Here is a 20293-nt window from a genome sequence, read left to right as displayed (position 1 = left end):
CCCGTCGGTGAAGCGGGTGGAGCCGCCTGAAACACCCGGTTTCGGCTTCGAGCTGAAGGACGCCGGCGCGCGAGCCAGTCGCGAGGGAGGCAAGCGGGGCGCGTCCGGAACCCTGGCCTCCCTGTTGGGCGCCGGTGAGGTGTGGCTGGCGCTGCCCGGCCGGCCGGACGCGTGGAAGGTGCAGGCCCCGCCGTTCCTCACCGTGCTGGAGCTGTCGCGGCAGGCGGTGGAGCTGACCCGGGCGGTGGAGCTGGGGGAGGCGCGCTTCGAATTGGAGCCCGCGGGCGCCCGGACTCCGCTGCTTCTGGACCTCCAGACGGGCAAGGCCCGGACGGGGCGCACCGGAGCCCCCTTCGCGCTGACCGGCGGCACCCTGGCCACCGCCCTCTTCCATTTGGGTGAGGCGCTCGCCGCCGCGTTCGCGGAGGAAGACCGCGCACAGGTGAGCAACCCCTATCTGGTGGAGCTGGCGGACCGGTGCCGGGAGGGCCTGTCCCACCTGCGCGGCGCGGTGGAGCCCCCGGAGCAGACCGGCGCGGCCCGCGAGAAGCGGACGAGGACGGCGGAGAGCGTGTCGAAGCCACTCAAGGTGCCCGGTCGACTGCGGCGGCTGCGGTTCGACCGCTTGTGGGAACAGCGCGGGCTGGAGGACGCGGAGGAGTCCCGCCTGTTGCTGGGGCGCCATGGGCCCGTGTGCTGCGCGCCCCAGGCGGCGGTGGCCTTCTCGCGCAAGGACGGCTCGCGACTGTGGAAGCGGGCGGCGGCGCTGGGCGTGGCCGCGTCGGCGGATGGGCACGCGGTGGCGGCGGACCTGTCGCGCGTGTACGGCTTCACGGGCCGGGGCACGGGTGCGCGCTGGCTGCATGACCACGATGGCATCCCCCTCGGGCCGTTGCTGCTGCGCAAGGACGGGCTGCTGCTCACGCTCTCCGAGGACCGCACCGTGGTCGCCTTCGCCGAGGCCACCGGACGAGAGGTGTGGCGGCTTGCGCCTCCCCGCACACAGCGAAGCTGGCTGACGACGCAGGGACACCGGGCCCTGGTGACGACGGACTCCGGCTACGTCTACGGGTTGGACCTGGAGGACGGTCAGGTGCGCTACCGCATGCGCGCGCCCATGCCCTTCCATGGCGCCCCCGTGCCGTGGGGACGGCGCTTCCTGGCGCTGCTGGGACGCGGCTCACACTGGGCCCTGCTGCTGGCGGACGCGCACACGGGCGAGGCGGCGTGGACGCACGAGCCCAACCTCACCCACCCCTCCGCGCCGCTGCCCGTGGGCTCGCGGGTGTTCATCGCGGGAGAGCGCGAGCGCGAGGGCATGTTGCTGTGCCTGGACGCCAAGGGGCAGCGGGTGTGGGAACGGCCGCTGAACCTGGGGCCAGGCCCCTATGCGCTGTCGCCCCTGCCGCGCGCGGTGGTGGTGACGAGCGCCTCTGGCGCCGCGGCACGGGTGGCCGCATCTGGAACAGTGGACTGGCGCGTGGGGGCCGCGGGAGAGCCCCTCATCGGCGCGCTGCCGGCACGCACCGCGCGAGGCGTCACGCTCTTGGCCGGCGAGAAGGTGCGCGCGGTGGACCCTCGCGGGGGCCAGGTGCTGGCGGAGGTCCGCGCCGGGCTGGGGCTCGTCGCGCTCCAGGCGGACGTGCGCCTCAACCTCTACTTCCTGGACGACACCGGCACGCTGTCCGCGTACCGGCTCGGCTCTCACTTCACCGTCGTGGAGTGAGGGCGCGAAGCACCACCGCGCCCCCTCCTCCCCAAGGTCGCTAGTTCGCGGCGGCCTTCTTGCTCGGGTCGATCTCGTCCTCGGGGCGCTCTTCCTGCGTGGCGCCTTCCCACGTCTCGCCCGCACCCAGCTTCCACTCGGAGGGCACGTCCAGCTTCCACACGTAGGAGGCCGTGGCGTCACCGCCCGAGGCCGCGCGCGAGGAGATGTTGATGGTCATGTCCATCTTCGCCACCTCGATGGGCATCAGGTCCAGGTCGTAGTGGCCCAGCACCATCTGCGGAGGGAACTCCGCGATGAAGCGCTCCGGGTGGTCGACCTTCATCGACGGGTCGCTCCCGCGCATCTCGCCCAGGAGCTTCCCCTTCGCGTCGGTCAACTTCCACACCGTGTCGAACGAGGCGCTGGTGATCATCTTCCGCACCTTGCCCTCGTCCTTCAGCGTCCGCTGCGCGCCCCACAGCGCGAGCTGCAAGCGCACCTGGGGCTTGCCCATCACCATGATGACGTCCGAGGACACGACATCCAGCCGCATGCCCTTGTCCGTGGCCGTCCACACCGGGCGGTAGCGCCCCTCGCGCAGGCTGTCGAAGACCTTGCGCGTGTAGTCGTAGAACGCCTTGCGATCTCCGGCGCGCTCGTCCTTGCCGCTGTCGGCGCGCTTCTCCAGCTCCTGCAGGTAGTTGTCGAAGTTCTTGTTGCCGTTGAACGCCTTCAGGTGGTCGTCCACCTGCTCGAAGTAGCTTTTGAAGAAGGGCTTCAACTCCTCGCGATACGCGTTGTCGTCAGGGTTGACCCGTATCCAGGAGACGCGCTCCAGATAGTCGGCGTGGATGCGCTGGATGTCCGCCTCACGCTGCGCCTCCTTGGTGCGGGCACTGGCGCTGCGGTAGCTCATGATGGCGCCCAGCAGCACACCAGCGACGAGGACAATGACTCCGAAATAGCGCTTCAAGCGGCAGTCTCCTGTGCGGTGGAGCAGGCAGTGATATGAAAATTCCCCAACGTGATCCAGGCCACCGGCACCCACCTGTTCAACTCGCTGCTTCCTCTGGAGGAGGGAGAGCTGTTGCGCAACCCCCAGGTGGCTTGGGAGGCCTACGGGGAACCGTGCGACGGCAAAGCGGTGGTGCTGCTGCACGACTTATCTCACTCGCACCGGGCGCTCGGGCCCGTGGAGGACTCCGCGTACCAGTCGTCGGGATGGGCGCGGGAGGTGGTGGGGACGGGGCGGCCGTTGGACCCGGGCATCATGCCCATCGTCGTCCCGGGGCTCCTGGGCAGTCCCTTCGGGAGCACGTCACCGGCGACGGTGGACGTGGAGACGGGCGAGCGGCTGGGGCTCAACCTGCCGCCGCTCACCGTGCTCGACATGGCGCGCGGGGTGTCCGCGCTCTTGAGGGCCCGCGGGCTGAACCGCGTCCGGGGCCTGGTGGGCGTGGGGCTGGGAGGCCAGGTGGCGCTGCGACTGGCGGCCCTGTTCCCAGAGCTGTCGGACTCGGTGGTCGTCATCGGCGCGGCGCGGGCGCTGCCCGAGGGCGTGCGCGAGAAGCTGGGGCTGGCGTGGCAGTTGCTCCGCGCGGACCCGGACTTCCGCGAGGGCCTGTACGAGCCGGACGCCCAGCCTCGCAAGACGATGCGGCGGCTGCGGCTGGACTTCCAGAAGCTGCTGTACGGACGGGAGTACCTGTCCCGGAACTTCCCTGACGTCGACACGGCGAAAGCCGCCCTGGACGCGGAGGCGGAGGACTTCGCCGACCGCTTCGATGCCACGTCGTGGGCCACGCTGTGCTCGGCCTACGCGGGCTGCGACGTGGCGGACTGCTTCTCGCAGATTCGCGCGCGGGTGCTGCTGCTGGCGGGGAGCTCGGACGTGCTGGCGCCGGTGAACCGGGTGCGGGACACGTACCATCTGCTGAGCGCCGCGGGCGTGAGCGCGCGGATGGTGGAGCTGCCCGGCCCCGGAGACCATGGGGCCCTGCTGACGGAGCCGGAGCGACTGCACGCGCCGCTGGGGGATTTCCTCCGGCGCGTGGGCTGAAGACGGCCCTCCGCTACTCGCGGGGCTGCGGCGCGGAGAGCTTCCCGCGCAACGCGCCCACCAGCATGCTGATGGCGATCTCGTTGTTGCCGCCGTGCGGAATGATGATGTCCGCGAAGTGCTTGGACGGCTCCACGAAGCCCATGTGCATGGGGCGCACGTGGCGCAGGTACTGGCTGACGACGTGGTCGAAGTCGCGGCCCCGGTCCTTGATGTCGCGGGTGAGGCGCCGGAGGATGCGCAGGTCATCGTCCGCGTCGACGTAGATCTTCACGTCCATCTCGTCGCGCACTTCCTTCATGTGCAGGACGAGGATGCCCTCGATGAGGATGATGTCCCCCGGGTCCACGCCCATGGTGCGGGGCTGACGCGACGAGGTGACGAAGTCATAGACGGGCTTCTGGATGGGGCGTCCGGCCTTCAGCTCCCGGAGGTGCTTGACCAGCAGGTCCGTGTCGAACGCGTCCGGGTGGTCGAAGTTCACCTCCCGGCGGTCCGCGATGGGGAGGTCCTTCAGGTCCCGGTAGTACGAGTCCTGATCGATGAAGGCCACGCGGCAGTCGGCAAGCGCCTCACGGACCTTTCGGGCGACGGTGGTCTTGCCGGACGCGGTGCCACCCGCGATGCCGATAACCAGGGGTGACGACGTCATTGCGGCGCGACCTACCCTACCGGACGGGCAGGTGCAAGGGTTCGGTCCACTCCGGGGGTGTCACCCAGGCGGATCAGCCGGTGATGGAGCCCTTCCGCCAGCAGGGCCGGGGGCACCGACTCCACCGCCCGGGGCCGGGCGGACAGCTCCCGGAGCAGCTCCGCCAGCCCCCGCGACACGCTCAACAGCTCATGTCCTGGGGACTTGCGTCGCACCGCGAAGGTCCACGGCGAGGCTCCCGGGCGCCGCGCCACCTGCGCCAGGGCCTCCAGCCCGGACAACTCCAGCTCCCCACATGCCCACGCACGGGAGGTGAGGTGCCGGCGCACGGCCCGAGCCGCGAAGAGCAGCTCGGACAGGTCCGCCGGAAAGCTCCCGGGCCGGACCTCGTCCACCAAACCCACCTGCCCCGCCCCCGGTGCGGGCACCGCCTTCATGAACGCGGTGGGCGCCATCATCTCCAGGCTCAGCGCGGCGGAAGCCCCGTCATCGGGCCGCTCGCGCAGCCGCCGCATCGCCCAGGTGGAGAAGGATTGCGGCAGCGAGCGCCCTCCCCCCTCGAAGACGTTCCGGTACTCGCGCGAGCCGGTGAAGGCCACCAGGTCCTCGCGTGTTCCCGCCAGGAGCAGGCGCGACAGCGGCCAGTCCTTGTCCAGCAGCTCCGCCACCACGGCCAGCCGGAAGTCCTGGTCCGCCAGCGTGCCCTCGGGGTCCTCTGTCGCGCCCGTGGGGACCAGGCCGTGGCCCGCCTCGAACAGCTCCCAGGGGCGGCTGTCACCCGTCAGCGGGGTCGGCGTGCGAGCCTCGGGAGCGCGCAGGCGCAGCGGAGGCCGCTCTCCCGAAGGAATCATCGCGCGCAGGCGACGCAGTGACACCTGCGCCACCTCGGCGGGGTGACCATCGCCCTCGAAGGTGACGGCGCGCAGGGAAGGACAACGCGGTAGCAAGGACTCCAACAGTTTGAACAGCTCCTCGCGCACCGGCTGCGTGTGGTCATCGACGTAGAAGCCGCGAGCCCCGCGGCGCGTCACCACACCGCCCGCGATGTGGATTTCGACGACCTGCTCCAGGGGGAACCCATCCAGTCCGGCTTCCAGCGGGAGACCGGACGCGAGCTGATGACTGAAGAGGTGCCCCAGGTCGAGCAGCAGCGGCAGGCCCGTACGCGCGTGCAGCTTCGCGAGGAAGTCGAGCACGTGCCACTCGCCCCGCCGCGCCAGCACCGCGGGGTTCTCCAGCACCAGGGGCATGGAGAGGTGGGCCTGGACATGGAGCGCATGCGCCACGCAGTCGCTGAGCCCCGCCTCGTTGAAGGGAGGCGTGATGTAGAGGTAGCCCGGGAACGGCTGGCCCCCCACGTGCCACCAGCCCACGTCGTTGCCCACCCACGGGCTGCCCACGGCGCGCGCGTGCGCGTCCAGGTCCTTCAGCACGGAGACAGGCTCCAGCTCCGGCCCCCAGAGGTTCAGGTGCACGGGGTGAAAGAGCACGGGCACGTCCGAGCGGCGGCTCCACATCTCGGGGAACAGCGACGCCTGGGCGCGCGCTTCGTCCAGGGACAGGGGCGCGCTGTACTCGACGAAGTCGAAGAGGCCCGGTGACGCGTCGAGCAGCCGGTAGGGCTGCGGGATGTCCGCCGCGCTCAGGTTGCTGCTCAGCCCCAGGCCCCGCCAGGGCAACGTCCATGCGTCCGAAACAGCCTGCGTCATGCGGCGGACCCTAGACCACCGCTCATCCTTTGTGTTCGGGGTTCATGGGCTGCCGAGCAAGCCACGCCAACCATCCGAGCGGCGCACCGCCGGGGTTCTCCCGTGCATACGCGTGGAACCGCTCCAGGAAGGCCCGGCGCTCGGCGATGTACGGGGCCTTGCGGCTGGTGGGGTCCGCCTCCTTGCGAAGGTCATAGCCACCGAGCCGCGTCTGGCGCGTGAGCAGCGCGTCCAGCGAGAGCCTCTCGGCATTGCGCAGCATGTCCAGCAGGCACATGAACGTGGCGGTGCGCCCCTTGCCTCCCCGACAGTGCAGGTGCACGTGCGCCCCCTCGTCCAGCGAACGCACCTTCTGGATGAAGCGCTCCACCGTCTCGTCGCGAGGCCGCGTGTGGTCGGTGACGGGCAGTCGCACGTAGCGCTCCGGCGGAAGCTCGAAGGCCCGCGCCTCGTCGCGGACGTCGCGGCACTCCCACTCCGTGGAGACCAGGGGCTCACGGCGCTTCACCGTGCCGGCATCCCCCACCCTCGCCGTCCGCGACCGCGCGAGCAGCCACAGCCGGCCGGCCTCCAGCGCCAGCGCCTCCTCGTCGGAAAGGCCCGCCGCGCCCCAGTTGGACTCGGCGTACCAGCTCACCGCGACGCCGTTCAGGAAGCCATGTGACTCCTGGCGCAGGTCGAACACGTGCAGCGCTTCAGCGCTCACGCCCTCGAGTCGCCGCACCAGGTCGCGAAAGCCCGCCACGGAGAGCTGGGCGCTCCCCGAGCACCGCAGCTCCGAGAGACCGTGCGTGTCCAACCCCACCATGTCCGGCGGCCGCGTCGTCGTGCGCAGCAGGCGCGCCTCGTCGCCCCCGTCGTCGAGAACGAGCACCGCGGACGTCGCATCGGGAGCAAGAGGAGGTATGCGCATGGGCCTATCAGACGTGCCCTTCATCCGTGATGGGAGGAAGCCCCAGATTCGGGCCGGCAATCGCCAAGACAGGCCCGGCATTCCCCTGGGTGAGCTTATCGAACATCGAGCGGATTCTCTGAACCTCGTCGTCGCGCTTCCTCTTCTCCTCCTCGTCGGTCGTCTTGTCGGAGGAATGCGTGACCAGCCATTTGTGGAAGAGCTTCTTCATCTGGGGGTCGCCCAGGTAGTTCTGCGCGCCAATCGCGGCGGCGATGTCCGCCTGGAGGGTCAACCGCTGTGCGGGCTGGAGGCTGGGCGCCTGTCCCTGGTGCAGCATGAGTGCGCCCATCGACCCATCCAACAGGGGCCGAGGCACGGACTCGCCCCGGACCAGGCGCTGCCACGCCGCGTACTCGCGAAGGACCTCCTGGTTCTTGTCACCAGCCCACACATCCACCTCGGTGCCCGTGCGGTCCACGTCGCCCGTCGTGCTCCACCGGGGAATGACCGAGCCCGGGCAGGCCGCGAGCACCTGCTCACGCGCCTGGGCCGTCGCCGCCTTGAGCTCCCGGCCAAGGTTCGCGCCCGTCTTCTTGTAGAGGTCGACGCAGTCCTGCCAGAACGACCGCACCTGCGTCTGTCCACCCGGTGAACGATTCAACACGGCATTCCACACGTCGTCCCCGTCGACGCGGGGAATGGCGCTCAAATCACGGACCGTCGCGTCGGCGTGCGAGCCCTGGAAGGTCTCGAACATCGTGTGGAAGCCACTCACCCGCTTGTCGTAATACAAGCGCCAGAGCACGGCGTAGCCGGCGGAGATGACGAGCCCCAAGGGGATGTTGGCGAGCGCGGGCACCGTCGGCACGAGCGCGAGCCACGCCAGGATGCGCCCCTGGTTGTGGCCCGACGTGCCCGCGTAGAGCGGCGCGAGCATGAGTCTCGACGAGACGACGTTGGGACAGAACTCGTTGCGACTCCACCCCGTCGCGAACGGAAAGGGATTGGCCGCCGGGTTTCCGTAGCCGGGGTCATGCGGTGTCGCGCTCTGATGGACGCGCATCGTCACCGGCCACCCGCCGCATCCCGCGACGTTGCCGGGGAGTCCTCCCAGCGTGGCATGGTCGAACTCCACCCGGATGTGAGCGCTGTGCGCCTTGCCACCCGGCAGGATGCGCGCCAGGTCGCTGATCATCACCTGGTACCTCGCCACCGGTGGCAACATCCGCCAACGGCGGTACTCCTTGCCGCCGTCGAGCCCCTGGAAGTCAGCGATGTGTTGCGCGTTCGCTCGGGCACGCGTCGCCGGGGAGTCGTTCAGGCAGTCATGCAGCGCTCCGAGCACGCGAGTCGCCACCTGGAGCGCGGTCAGGGCCTGACCCGGGCCCGACTTCTCCAGCGCGATGCCTCGAAGATAGTACGGCAGGTATTCCCACATCGCGGGAGTGGCCGTGGGCGCGGCGACCGCGGCGGCCACCGCGTCGAGCATCTGCAACTGGAGCGCGGCCAGTCCCCTGCTGCGCAGCAGTGACAACACCGAGATCTTCTCGATGGTGCGCGAGGGCCAGGAGGTGACTTCGCCGACGATGGCGCGGGCCGCTTCCGTGACGTTGCGATAGATCTGGATGCGATCCCGGCGACCCGCGACATTCAGCTCACTGAAGAAGGGCAGGTTCGCCAGGTTGTTCAGCGTCGCCTGATTGAGCCCGTGTTTGCTCCACAGCCGGTTGTATTGCTCGTCCACGGTGGAGCGGTGCGCATCGCGACTGCCCAGGTTGCCCGACAGCGGGCTCAGCCAGACCTTGAGCAGCTTCAGGTACTGCTTCTGGACCGCCTCGGTGACGAACGCCCCCGCGTTGATGGAGAAATCCAGCCCCCAGACGGTGGTGGCGCGTGCGACGAGCGCGCGGCACACGGGGTCCGCCGCCGCCACGGTGAGCAGCCGCCTTCCGAACACCTGGGGATCCGCGTCGATGGAGTACCAGGGGACGACGCGGGTGGCGTTGTTCAGCTTGGGGTAGGTCCCGGTGTAGTTCGCGATGAGGATGGCCGGATTGGCCGTGGTGATGGCGGTGTCATTACCGTCGGCGGTGTTTCTCAAGAAGATCATCATGGCGGCGTCACCCTTTTGACGTCGCCTTGAGCAAGGAGCGTACCGACACGGGAGCATGTCCCGTGCGGGCAAGGGTCCCTGACGACCGCGCCCCTGGCGTTCCAACGTGACGCGACTGCGTCTGACGGGAACGCGCGGAACCTTTCGCGCCCGCCTGCTGTCGGAGGTTCCGGCGATTCCAAGACACGGAGGCAGCAAATGAGGCGGAACCCCAGGGCCGTCATGGGTGTCGTGTGCGCACTCGCGGTGGGCAGCATGATGTTCGCGTGCCGTTCGAGCGAGGAGGGCGCCAACGCCCCGGCAAAGGCACAGGGCGACACGGACGGAGCCCCCGTCTTCGCCGACAAGGCAGGGCTGATCGTGACGCCCGAGCCCTCGAAGCAATCGCCAGAGCCCGCGTCCGCATCGGCTCCAGCACCAGCACCCTCCTCGGCCCCGCCCACTGCGAAGCGCAGCCACCTCGGTTCGCAAGGTCTTGGCGTGTTCGGCACCGGCGCGGGCGGCGGCGGCCTGGGGAGCAGGCTGGGCCCGGGCATCGGATCCATGGGAACGGGTTCCATCGGAACGAAGGGCCGCGGCGGAAGCAGCTCGAGCTACGGCTCCGCCAAGGCCCCGTCGGGCTCCAACGGCGCCCACCGAGTGCACCCCATGGCCGTCCTGGCCGGGAAACTGAACACGACGCCCGAGGAAGATCCTGCCGCCGCACAGCGCGCGGAGGCCGCACTCGACACGGTGGTGAATCCCTTCGTGACGACGCAGGAAGACCGGCTCTCCACCTTCGCGGTGGACGTGGACACGGCCTCGTACACGATGACGCGACGGGCGCTGATGGAAGGCTCGCTTCCACCGCGTGACGCCGTGCGCGTGGAGGAGCTGCTCAACTACTTCCGCTACACGTATCCGGACCCTCGGCCGAGCGACGGCCCCTTCGCCGTGCACATGGACGCCGCGCCGTCACCCTTCACCCCGAAGCGACACCTGCTGCGCGTGGGAGTCCAGGGCAAGCGCCTGAGCATCTCCGAGCGGAAGCCCGCGCACCTCACCTTCCTCGTGGACGTCTCCGGGTCGATGAGCTCACCGGACCGCCTGCCGCTGGCCCAGCGCGCCCTGCGCATGCTGGTGGACAACCTGCGTGACGGCGACACGGTGGCGCTCGTCACCTACGCGGGGAACGTGCGCCGGGTGCTCGGCCCCACGGGCATGGAGCGCAAGGCCCTCATCCACTCCGCCATCGAGGACCTCACCGCCGGAGGCTCCACCGCGATGGGCTCGGGCATCGAGCTCGCGTACCAGGAAGCGATGAAGACCCTGGATGGGACCTCCTTCTCGCGCGTCATCATCCTCTCGGACGGCGACGCCAACGTGGGCAGGACGTCGCACGAGGACATCCTGAAGACCATCCAGGGCCACGTGAAGGAAGGCATCACCCTCACCACCGTGGGCTTCGGCATGGGGAACTACAAGGACACCACGATGGAGCAGCTCGCGAACAAGGGGAACGGCAACTACTTCTACGTGGACTCACTGATGGCCGCGCGCCGCATCTTCCAGGAGCAGCTCGGCGGCACGCTGGAGGTCATCGCGCAGGACGTGAAGATCCAGGTGGACTTCGACCCCGCGCAGGTCGCCCGCTATCGGCTCGTGGGCTACGAGAACCGGAACATCGCGGACCGCGACTTTCGCGACGACAGGGTGGACGCGGGCGAGCTGGGCTCCGGCCACACCGTCACCGCGCTGTACGAGCTGGAGCTGAAGCCCGGCGCGGGCGAGGCACTGGCCACCGTGCGAGTGCGCGCGAAGCAGCCGCGCGCGGTGAACGCCACCGAGCGCGCGTACCCCTTCCAGGCCCACGCACTCGCGAGCACGTTCAAGGAGGCCAGTGTCGATCTGCGCTTCGCGACGGCGGTGATGGGCGCGGCGGAGCTGCTGCGCAAGAGCCCACACGCGGAGAACTGGAGCCTGGAGACGATGCGCGACATCGCACGAGCGGCGTCACCCGCGGGCAACGCGGAGCGCGAGGAGTTCCTCACGCTGCTGGAGAAGGCCCGGCCGCTGCTGCGCGGTGTCGCCGCGCGCTGAACAGAAGCGGATGGATTCCGGCGCCCCGCGTTTCCAGGCGGGGCTCGTGGGGTAGACTCGCGGGTCCACCCCTACCCTGGAGCCCCTCCATGCACTCCGCGACGCAGGCAGAGATCGACGAGTCCCATGCGCAATTTCGAGGCGCGTGGAGGAGGATGGCGCTGGCGGGACGCGCGGGTGAGGTTGTCGAGCGTCCCGAAATCTACATCGCCGCGAGCCACGTCTCGTGGGCCCTGATGAACGCGTCCTTCCTGCGCGCCCCCGCGGAGACGGAGCAGGCCCTGGCGACCTCCGTCGCCTCCGCGGCGCGCTACTTCTCCACGGGCAAGCACGCGTGGACGTTCGTCGTATCCGACGACTGGCTCGCGCCCCAGGTTCGTGAGCGGGCCGAGTCCATCCTCGCCTGGTACAAGCTCAAGCCGCTCGCGGTCATCACCGGCATGGTGGCGGACGGGCTCGCGGAGCCCACGCATCCCCTGCCCTCTCTCGAGTTCCGCCCCGTGCAAGACACCTGGGGCCGACAGGCCGTGGCGGACATCAACGCCCAGTCATACGACGCATCTCGCGAGACGGGCCGTGAGGCGTTCGACGTGGAGGCCCTCTACGGGCCGGACTCCCGAGGCTTCGTGGCCTGCCGAGGCGACGCCCCCGCCAGCAGCACCGTGGTGATGCGCGTGGACGACGTCGCATACATCGCGCTCGTGGCGACGTCGCCCGAGCACCGCCGTGTTGGCGCGGCCGAAGTCGTCATGCGACGCGCGCTTCAGGAGGCTCGCGACGCCTGGGGCATCCAGCGCACCGTGCTCCACGCCACCGAGGCCGGACTGCCGCTCTACCTCCGCATGGGTTATCGGCCCGTGACGCGCTTCCGCGTCTACAAGGCCCCGCCTCCCGGGACGACCTGAGGCCGCGACTCACTCCGCCGACTCGACCGTCTCCGCGGAGATGACGCCCTGTTCGATGGCGAGCGCCCGCAGCCGCGCCTTCACGCGCTGGAACTGCTGGCGCAGCGCCGCGGCCCGCCGGTTCAGCGCCTCGCGCGTCAGCGGCTCGTCGGACTCCACCATGACACGCGCGATCTCCGTCCAGGGCTGACGCTGGTCCACGCGCAGCATCAACAACATCCGCTCCTGCGGCTCCAGTTGTTCCCGCAGCGCGCGGAAGCGCTCCTTCACGGCGGTGCGCTGCCAGGGGTGCGTGTCCGTGCGGTGCCGCTGGGGCTCGTTCGCCGCGGGCTCGCTCACCGGCTGTTCCCGCAGCGACGGCGAGTGGAGCTGGTGGTAGCAGGCATTGCGCGCCAGCCGGTATGCCCACGTCCGGAAGGAGCTCTCCCAACGAAAGCCCGGCAACCCCTTGACCAGGTTCTCGCTGAACAGCCCGAACGCGTCCTTCGCCAGCTCAGGATGATGCAGCACGGACGCCATCAATCGTCGCAGCTCCGGCCCATACGTGCGCATGGCCAGCTCCACCGCCTTGCCGTACTCGCCGCGAGTGCAGAGCACATGGAGCACCTCCTCCGCCTGCTCACGGGGCACCGCCACCTCCGCGCCCGAGACTCCCCCTGGCTCGACGTTCATGGACATCATCACGTCACGCTCCTGCTGTGGACCTGCCGGGAGGAGTCACCCCCTCGGCCCTGTGACGACGTCGTCTCACGGCCCAGGCGCGGGCTCCTCCGCTTGAAGGTCCCGCAGGGGAGGAAGCTCCAGGAGCGGATGGCCCAGCCTTCGCTCCCGCACCAGCCGTCCGTACCCCAGCGCCCCCTGCGTCTCCGCGACGCGCAACGCGTGCGCCCGGGCGAGCAGGGCCTCGTCCTCGCGCCCCATCATGGACAGCGCCTCCGCTTCCAGGCCCCGCAGCACCACCTCGTAGGAGCGCTCGCCCGTCGACCCCGCCTCCCCCAACGCCTCGTGCAGCGAGTCGAGCGCCTGGCGCTTCTGCCCAAGGAGCAGCTGGATTTCAGCCAGCATTCCCAGGTTGTGGGGCAGCCCCGCCTTGAAGCCGGAGCGTCGCCAGTGCCCGAGCGCCGCCTGCATCAGCGCCAGTCCTTCACGCGCATTGCCCAGGAGCGCCTGCGCCCAGGCGCGGATGAGCGTGGACCAGCCCAACCACAGCCGGAAGTGGTGCTCGCGGGAGAGCGCGATGTTCCTGTCACACAGCTCCAGGGCTTCGCGCGGCTCGCGGCGAAGCTGGGCCGCCAGGGCCGCGTACAACAACGCGAACGCGGAGGTGTTCGCATGGCCGATGTCCATCGCCAGCCGCAGCCCCTGTCGCGCGTGCTCGCGGGAAGCGTGGGGGGCGTCCATCACCGCGTGCAGCACCGCCGCGTAGGCCAGCGCCGCCACGCGCGGATTGACCCAGTGCTTCACGGCCAGCATCTGATGCCGCTCCAGCTCGAAGTCCGAGAACGTCAGCGCCAGCTCCACATTCTCCAGCGCTGAAGCCAGCCGCCCCCACGTGAAGAAGTCCGTGGCTCGCATCCGGTAACCCAGGGCCAGCAACTCTCGCTGCCCATGCCGTTTGCCCAGGCGCACCAGTCGCTCCGCGACCTCGTGGGCCTCGTCCCAGTGCGCCCGCGCGAAGGCGTGCGCGAAGGCCACCCAGTGCGGCGGCTCCAGTCGAGGCAGGTCATCCTCCAGCTCGCGCATCAGGAAGCGGACCCGCGCATGGACGGACTCGACCTCCGGCGACGAGTACCCCTGCACCTGGACCAGTGACAGCGCGAGGCCGAGCAGCAGCCGCAGCTCCTCGCCATCCAGCGTGCGCGACGGGCGCTGCGCGCGAAGCAACGACAGGGCCTGCCGCAAGTGGCTGATGGCCTCCACGTTGGCCATGCGCCGGCTCGCCATCTCTCCGGCTCGCGCCCACCACCGGATGGCCGCCTCGGCCTGGCCCGACTCGGTGTAGTGCCACGCCAGCAGCTCCGGCTGGGCCTCGGTCACCTCCGGGAACTGCTCCGCCAGCACGCGGGCCACGCGACGGTGATACTGCCGCCGCGCCTTCCTCGGCAGCGAGTCCGCCGCCGCGTCCTGGATGAGCGCGTGCCGGAATCCGTAGCTCGGCTCCACCGTCTCGGCTGGCTGCAACAGCCCCTCGGCCACCAGGCCTGAGAGATCCGCGCGAAGCGAGGTCTCCGTCCGCCCCGACAGCGCCGACAGCAGCGCATGGGAGAAGCTGCGCCCCACCACCGCGCAGACCTGCGCCAGCTCCTTCTGCGAACCGGGCAGCCTGTCCAACCGTGTGAGGAGCAGCTCGCGCAGCGACACGGGCACCTCCACCGATGCGGACTCGCCCCCTCGGGGCTCCTCCACCACCCGACGCGTCAGCTCCTCGGCGAAGAGGGGAATGCCGTCGGTGCGGCGCACCAGTTGGGCGACGAGCTCCGACGAGAGCGGCCTGTCCCCCGCGGCCTTCCGCACCAGCTCGCCCGCAACCGGGGGCGGCAGCCGCTCCAGGGCCAGGCGTTGGACCCTCGAATCGTCGCCCCAGGGCGGAGGCAGCGCGACGCGCGAGGTGAGCAACATGCAGACGCGCAGCTCCGGCAGCCGCTCCAGAAGGAAGCCCAGCAATTGCAACGAGGACGGGTCCGCCCAGTGCAGGTCCTCGACCTCGAGCAACACCGGGCGCTGCTCGGCCAGTCGCGCCAGCAGGTGCGCCAGTGCATCCAGCGTCTCCTGCTTGAGGCGCTCGGGGGCGTAGCGCAGGTGCGGCGCGCCCTCGTCACCGGAGAGCCCCACCAGCCCCGACAACAACTGCGTGCGCCCCGCGCCCAGCCCGAGCACACCCAGGCCCGCCTCCAGCTTCGCCCGGTGCTCCTTCGGAGTGCCCTCGGCGTCGAGCTCGAGCATGCGGCGCAACAAGTCGATGACCGGCGCGAACGCACTGGTGGTCGACTGGGGCCAGCACTGTCCCCGGAGCAGATGGGCCATGAAGGGCGGCACGCGCTCACGCACCTCGCGCACCAGCCGGGACTTGCCGATGCCCGCCTCTCCCGTGACGAGCACGCACGACCCTCGGCCCGCGCGCGCCTCCTCCCACTGTTCCAGGAGGAACTGGAGCTCTCCCTTGCGTCCCACCAGCGGTGTGAGGGAGCGCGACACGAGTCCCCGGTCGAAACGACTGGTGACGCGCCGAGGCTGCACCAGCCGATACGGCGTCACATCCCGCACGCCCGACAGCCCGGTGAATCGCAGCGGCGGCATGGCTTGCGTCACGAAGGCCCCGCGCGTCAGCGCATCCGTCGAGTCGCTGATCCACACCGTCCCCGGCGTGGCCTGTCGCGCCAGCCATGCCGCCACGCGGGGCGCCTCTCCCTGGATGGAAGCATCGTCCAGCACCACCGTGTCCGTGTGCACGCCCACCGTCACGGTCAGCTTCCGCTCCGGGAGCGATGCCAGGGACTCCTGGAGCGTCGGAGCCACGGTGGCGGCGAGTCGCAGCGCGGCGCGCAGGGCCCGCTCGGAGTCGTCCTCTCTCGCCACGGGGTGACCGAAGCAACCCAGCACCTCCTCACCGACGCACAGCACGACCGTGCCCCCCTGCTGCCTCAGCACCTCCGAGCAGCTCCGGTGGAAGGCGGCCTCCAACTCGCCCAGGTCCTCCGCATCCAGCCGCCCGGCCAGCCCGGCCAGGTCCGCGAGGCGACAGGCGACCAGCGTCACCTGTCTTCGCTGCGGGGCCCGGACTCGCCTCGGCTCACGTCGCGGCGCCAGGCCCTCCTCCACCTCGCGCAGCCGCTCGCGCAGCTCCGTCGCCGAGCGGAGCCGGGCCTCGGGCGCCTTGGCCAACAATTCGGCCAGGAGGCCCTCCACCGGCTCCGGCACATCGAGCTCTCGCTCACGCACCGCCGGCACCGGGCCCTGCGACGTCACCCGCTCGCGAATCGATTCGGGGGTGCCCAGGAAGGGTGGCTCACCGGCGAGCATCTCGTAGAGCAGCACGCCGGCGGCCCATAAATCCGTCCGGGAATCCTGCGCCTCGCCACGCCATTGCTCGGGCGCCATGTACGGCGGCGTGCCGGCGGTGGAGAGCGTCACGTCAGGCGCGGCGCTCGCGGCCACCAGCCAGGACAAGCCGAAGTCGAGGATCTTCACCACGCCCGAGCGCGTGATGAACACGTTGCTCGGCTTGAGGTCGCGGTGGACGATGTGCCGCTCGTGCGCGTGAGCCAGCCCCGAGGCCACCGCGTCCAGGATCTCCATCGCTCGCCGGTGCCCCGGACGACCGCGCCGCAACAGGGAGGACAGGGACTCGCCCTCCAGGCACTCCATGACCAGGAAGGGAACCGGCGGCTCCGTCGGCCCACTGCTCCAGAGGTCCACGTTGAAGATGCGGACGATGTGCTCGTGGTCCAGCTGCGCGATGGCCCTCCCCTCCTGACGGAGCAGGGAGATCATCGGCGCCTCCGCGATGGACTCATGCGGGACGAGGAACTTCAGGGCCACGGGCCGCTGGAGTTCCGAGTCGAGCGCGCGGAAGACCTGCCCCATGGCGCCGCCCCCCAGCTCCTCCAGCACCTCGTAGCGCTTCCCATCCCGGTCGCCGACTCGCATCCCAGGGACAGGCAGCCGAGGGGGCACGGACGCCCGCGCCACCTCCCGGAGAAAGGCGTCGTCGAAGTCCCCGTCCTCGATTGCGTCCGGCCCGTGCTCCAGCACGGAATCAGTACATCGCTCCTCGTCCTGGCCGCTCTCAGGCATCACCGAGTCCCCCGGATGTCTCCGCGCCCGTTGTCCTCTCCTGCCCCCAAACCCCAGGCGTGCCACGCGGCTCCTGCCTGCCCATGAACCGTCGGGTGGGACAAGCGGGCGCAGCCCCTGGTCCCACTCTGGTTCCCACCCGCCCGGGCCAGCGTCACCTCATCGGAAGCAGCCCACGCAACGGGGAAGGTGTGAATGCACCATGGCACATCGACCGTCATCACCCGCGTCCTCCAAGGCAAGCGCGAGGCACTGGATGACTTGCTGAGCTCGGCCGCCAACGCGCGGCGTGAGCTCTTCGCGGGAGTGCCCGGTCTGCACTTCGCGCGCTGGGCCCTCATTGACCTGGGGCCTCGGACCTCCGGAATGGGCCCCGCCGACCCCAGGCTCATCTTCGGCGCGGATGCCGTCCTCGACACGCGAGCCACGAAGCCGGACGCGCTGGACCGCGAGTTGCTCCATGCCCTGGTCCGCTGGTTGACGACGCTCCACGAGCGCGGCGCCGACGCCGCCCACCTGTTCGACGCCATCTACCGGAACTGCGCGGGTTATCCCGAGGCGGGACTGGCCGAGCCCGAGGCCGTGGAGGACTACCTCGTGGGCCACCGCGCGCCCGCCGTCACCCGGCACGTGGACTTCGCCTACCGCTTCCAATCTCCCGAGGACCTGCGCGCCTCCGTGGACGCCCTGCGCGCGGTCAACACTCACCTGGACACGCGGGCCCCACTGCTCGCGGAGACACCCTGGCGGGGACGCCCCCGGGACATGCCGGACCTGCACCACGAACTGAGGGACGTCGCACGCGCCGCCGCGACGAACCTGGATGACCCGGGCTGGCGGGAGCGCCTGGCCACCGCGCGCGAATCGGCGGCGGTGGCCACGCTGGGCTACGCCTTCTATCGCTACGCCTGGGCGCTTCCCGGCATCTATCTGCTCAAGCTGAGGATGTGGCTGGGCGCGAGGAATCGGCCCGAGAGCGCGACCTCCTCGCAGGCGCATGCTTCGGAGTCCGCGCCCCCCATCCCACCCATGAGCGACGCCATGGTGCAGAACCCCATGGTGCATGTCGCGCGCATCGTCGATGACCCGGGCGCACTGGCCCTGGCGAGACTGGCGCTTCGCAGCGTGAACCTGCGCCTGCGACGGTACGTGGTGGGCCTCAACCACGTTCAGACCATCCACTGCGCGCGCTGGCTGGTGTACAGCGACGAGGACGGTCGGGGCCCGCACCACCTCATCTTCTTCAGCAACTACGACGACACCTGGGAGTCGTACATCGACGCGTTCGTCGACCACGCGGACGTGCGTGGCTTCCTGGAGCTCATCTGGAGTCGGACCGAAGGGTTCCCCGCGAAGTCGCGGGGCATCGACCCGACGATGCCCAAGCCGCGCCTGCCCGTGGAGCCGTTCAAGGCCTGGCTGCGCGCGCACGAGGTCCCCACGCGAGTCTGGTACAGCGCAGCGCTCGACGGGACTCCACGCCAACGTCACTCCGTCCTGCTGCTGCACAACGCGCTCCGCCTGCGTGAGCTGCTCACGCGCGAGCGCATGGACCAACCCGTGAAGGACAGAGGCGCTCGCCGCGCCCTGGCCGCGTTCCTGTCCAGGGGCGCGTGCGACCCCGGCCGTCCGCTGCTGCGCCCCATGGCCATCGTCATCCACTCGATGTCCGCGCTGCTCACCTCGCTTCGACACGGGCGGCGAGAGCCCCGGAGGAAACACCATGCGAACTTCCGAGCCGAGCCTTCCCACGTCGCCCCCATGGAGCACGCCCCCGCCTGAGCTTTCGACGCAGGTGGACCTTCATGATGTGCAGGGCGTGCTGCTGCATGGTTACCGGCACATGGGGGAACTCACCCTGCTCTTCTTGCGCATCGACGACGCTGACGGCTGTCGAAGGTGGCTGCGTGAGCTGACGAGCGATGGGACGCTGACCCAGGCGGACCGCACCGAGCACCCGAGCGACTCCACGCGTGACAAGACGCGCGTCAACGTGGCGCTGTCCCATGCGGGGCTCGTGGCGCTCGAAGTGCAGGAAGACGTCCTCGACTCCTTTCCCCATGAACTGCGCGAAGGCATGGCCCTCAGGGCCCGGGAGCACCTGCGCGACGTGGAGGAGAATGACCCGGACCGCTGGACGCTCGGTGGGACGCGGCACGAAGGCGCGCTGCATGTCCTGCTGCTGCTCTATGCGTCGGACGCCGCGAACATGGAGCCGCTGCTTCGTGAACACCGCGAGCGAGCACTGCGCCACGGGCTGCGCGAAGTCTTCGCCCAGCGAGGCCAGCGACGCGCTCGCGAGGGAGATCCTCCGGGGTATTTCCGCGACCACTTCGGCTTCCTGGATGGCGTGTCGCAACCTCGTCTGGAGGGACTCGATGGCCCCACGGCGCACCCTCGCGACTACGACCGCCCCGTGAAGCGGGGAGAGTTCCTCCTGGGCCACGCCAATGAATACGGCGAGTGGCCCTTGTCACCGCACGTCGCGGAGCACCTGCCTGGCGCCAGCGCACTGCCTCCCGTCCCGGGCCTTCCGGGCCGAAGGGACCTGGGACACAACGGGACCTTCCTCGTCCTGCGCAAGCTGGAGCAGGACGTGCCGGCCTTCGAGTCCTTCCTGGACGAACAGGCCTCGCTCGCACCGGAAGGAAGCCCCGAGGAGCGACGGGAGTGGGTGGCCTCGAAGCTGGTGGGGCGAAAGCGCGACGGTGCTCCTCTCGCCGCGCCGCGACGACATCGATTGCTGCGCAGACTGCTTCCCTTCCTGTTCCAGAAGGACGGCACACCCGCGCGCGCGAGCGGCACTGGACGGCCCCAGCCCGACAACGACTTCCTCTATGCACGGGATGATCCTCACGGGTACGGCTGCCCCATCACCGCTCACACGCGGCGATGCAACCCTCGCGACGCACTGCCTCCCTCGCCTCACGTGTCGAGCGACGTCACGCGGCGCCATCGACTCCTGCGGCGCGGATTCAACTACGAGGACCCGGAGGGCAAGGGACTCCTGTTCATCGCCCTCAACGCGCACGTGGGCCGTCAGTTCGAACTTGTCCAGCGAAGCTGGGTGCACTTCGAACAGCTCGGAGGCATTGAGGGCGTTGAGGACCCACTCGCCGGAGACGGCGGCGGACGCCTGGTCATCCCCGCGGAGCCAGTCCGGCAATGCGCGACATCTCTGCGAAAATTCGTGACTACCCGGGGAGGCGGGTACTTTTTTCTGCCGAGCCTGAAAGCGCTCTCGTTCCTGGGCATGAAAGAGCGCGCGGCGGATGACGGAAGAGGGGTCCCCCGCTCGTGAAATCGCGTGGCTGTGGCAGACTTGTTCCTCAGGGGGTTCGACGGATCCATGAGGCGCCGCAGCACACGGGAGTCCGCA

Annotated in this window: 13 protein-coding genes; 6 read left to right on the top strand and 7 right to left on the bottom strand. The window is 69.9% G+C overall.

Going from position 1 to position 20293, the window contains the following annotated elements; all coding sequences use genetic code 11:
* Nucleotides 1-1726: PQQ-binding-like beta-propeller repeat protein (locus tag HR086_RS08870; protein ID WP_254626256.1), on the top strand; the 1726-nt coding region annotated here is incomplete at its 5' end.
* A 40-nt stretch (nucleotides 1727-1766) separates the two neighbouring features.
* On the opposite strand, the gene HR086_RS08865 is transcribed toward HR086_RS08870, so the two are convergent.
* Nucleotides 1767-2681 carry a hypothetical protein gene (locus HR086_RS08865; RefSeq protein ID WP_174456665.1) on the bottom strand — a complete coding sequence of 305 codons (915 nt, stop codon included), beginning with the start codon at nucleotides 2679-2681 and terminating at the stop codon, nucleotides 1767-1769.
* A 51-nt stretch (nucleotides 2682-2732) separates the two neighbouring features.
* On the opposite strand from HR086_RS08865, the gene HR086_RS08860 reads away from it, so the two are divergent.
* Complete coding sequence (locus HR086_RS08860) at nucleotides 2733-3767, top strand: alpha/beta fold hydrolase (protein WP_174465359.1); 1035 nt, start codon at nucleotides 2733-2735, stop codon at nucleotides 3765-3767.
* A gap of 13 nt (nucleotides 3768-3780) precedes the next feature.
* Here HR086_RS08860 and udk read toward each other — a convergent pair whose 3' ends face one another.
* Genes udk through HR086_RS08840 form a run of 4 tightly spaced genes read right to left on the bottom strand, consistent with a single transcriptional unit; the run spans nucleotide 3781 to nucleotide 9136 of the window.
* Nucleotides 3781-4419 (bottom strand): uridine kinase, encoded by a 639-nt coding sequence (udk, locus tag HR086_RS08855; protein ID WP_141643739.1) that lies wholly within the window; start codon nucleotides 4417-4419, stop codon nucleotides 3781-3783.
* Nucleotides 4420-4430: 11 nt separating this feature from the next.
* The gene (locus HR086_RS08850) at nucleotides 4431-6128 is read right to left on the bottom strand and encodes a DUF692 family multinuclear iron-containing protein (protein WP_174465358.1); all 1698 of its coding nucleotides are present in this window, start codon (nucleotides 6126-6128) and stop codon (nucleotides 4431-4433) included.
* Between the two features lie 22 nt (nucleotides 6129-6150).
* Complete coding sequence (locus HR086_RS08845; RefSeq protein WP_174465357.1) at nucleotides 6151-7041, bottom strand: protein tyrosine phosphatase; 891 nt, start codon at nucleotides 7039-7041, stop codon at nucleotides 6151-6153.
* A gap of 7 nt (nucleotides 7042-7048) precedes the next feature.
* Nucleotides 7049-9136 (bottom strand): hypothetical protein, encoded by a 2088-nt coding sequence (locus HR086_RS08840; protein WP_174465356.1) that lies wholly within the window; start codon nucleotides 9134-9136, stop codon nucleotides 7049-7051.
* Nucleotides 9137-9334: 198 nt separating this feature from the next.
* Between HR086_RS08840 and HR086_RS08835 the strand changes: the two genes are divergently transcribed.
* The gene (locus tag HR086_RS08835) at nucleotides 9335-11215 is read left to right on the top strand and encodes a von Willebrand factor type A domain-containing protein (RefSeq protein ID WP_254626255.1); all 1881 of its coding nucleotides are present in this window, start codon (nucleotides 9335-9337) and stop codon (nucleotides 11213-11215) included.
* A gap of 89 nt (nucleotides 11216-11304) precedes the next feature.
* Nucleotides 11305-12120: a GNAT family N-acetyltransferase gene (locus HR086_RS08830; protein ID WP_174456670.1), complete on the top strand. Its 816-nt coding sequence runs from the start codon at nucleotides 11305-11307 to the stop codon at nucleotides 12118-12120.
* 9 nt (nucleotides 12121-12129) lie between these two features.
* Here the strand turns inward: HR086_RS08830 and HR086_RS08825 are convergent, their stop codons facing one another.
* A complete protein-coding gene (locus HR086_RS08825; RefSeq protein ID WP_254614888.1) occupies nucleotides 12130-12801 on the bottom strand; it encodes an RNA polymerase sigma factor in 672 nt (223 codons plus the stop codon).
* Nucleotides 12802-12867: 66 nt separating this feature from the next.
* On the bottom strand, nucleotides 12868-16914 hold the full coding sequence (locus tag HR086_RS08820; protein ID WP_174456671.1) for a protein kinase: 4047 nt from the start codon (nucleotides 16912-16914) through the stop codon (nucleotides 12868-12870).
* Nucleotides 16915-17109: 195 nt separating this feature from the next.
* On the opposite strand from HR086_RS08820, the gene HR086_RS08815 reads away from it, so the two are divergent.
* Nucleotides 17110-18696 (top strand): hypothetical protein, encoded by a 1587-nt coding sequence (locus HR086_RS08815; protein ID WP_174465355.1) that lies wholly within the window; start codon nucleotides 17110-17112, stop codon nucleotides 18694-18696.
* Nucleotides 18638-20215: a Dyp-type peroxidase domain-containing protein gene (locus tag HR086_RS08810; protein ID WP_174465354.1), complete on the top strand. Its 1578-nt coding sequence runs from the start codon at nucleotides 18638-18640 to the stop codon at nucleotides 20213-20215. Before HR086_RS08815 ends, HR086_RS08810 begins: the two co-directional genes overlap by 59 nt.
* The last annotated feature ends 78 nt before the right edge of the window (nucleotides 20216-20293 follow it).

The organism is Myxococcus sp. CA039A (assembly GCF_013336645.1).
Lineage (GTDB): Bacteria > Myxococcota > Myxococcia > Myxococcales > Myxococcaceae > Myxococcus > Myxococcus llanfairpwllgwyngyllgogerychwyrndrobwllllantysiliogogogochensis.
This window is presented reverse-complemented; position numbering and strand designations above follow the sequence as displayed.

Coding starts and splice junctions, on each gene's coding strand:
- HR086_RS08810 (WP_174465354.1), top strand. CDS start 18,638: ATGCGAACTTCCGAGCCGAGCCTTCCCACGTCGCCCCCATGGAGCACG.
- HR086_RS08820 (WP_174456671.1), bottom strand. CDS start 16,914: ATGCCTGAGAGCGGCCAGGACGAGGAGCGATGTACTGATTCCGTGCTG.
- HR086_RS08850 (WP_174465358.1), bottom strand. CDS start 6,128: ATGACGCAGGCTGTTTCGGACGCATGGACGTTGCCCTGGCGGGGCCTG.
- HR086_RS08835 (WP_254626255.1), top strand. CDS start 9,335: ATGAGGCGGAACCCCAGGGCCGTCATGGGTGTCGTGTGCGCACTCGCG.
- HR086_RS08845 (WP_174465357.1), bottom strand. CDS start 7,041: ATGCGCATACCTCCTCTTGCTCCCGATGCGACGTCCGCGGTGCTCGTT.
- HR086_RS08830 (WP_174456670.1), top strand. CDS start 11,305: ATGCACTCCGCGACGCAGGCAGAGATCGACGAGTCCCATGCGCAATTT.
- udk (WP_141643739.1), bottom strand. CDS start 4,419: ATGACGTCGTCACCCCTGGTTATCGGCATCGCGGGTGGCACCGCGTCC.
- HR086_RS08815 (WP_174465355.1), top strand. CDS start 17,110: ATGCACCATGGCACATCGACCGTCATCACCCGCGTCCTCCAAGGCAAG.
- HR086_RS08825 (WP_254614888.1), bottom strand. CDS start 12,801: ATGATGTCCATGAACGTCGAGCCAGGGGGAGTCTCGGGCGCGGAGGTG.
- HR086_RS08840 (WP_174465356.1), bottom strand. CDS start 9,136: ATGATGATCTTCTTGAGAAACACCGCCGACGGTAATGACACCGCCATC.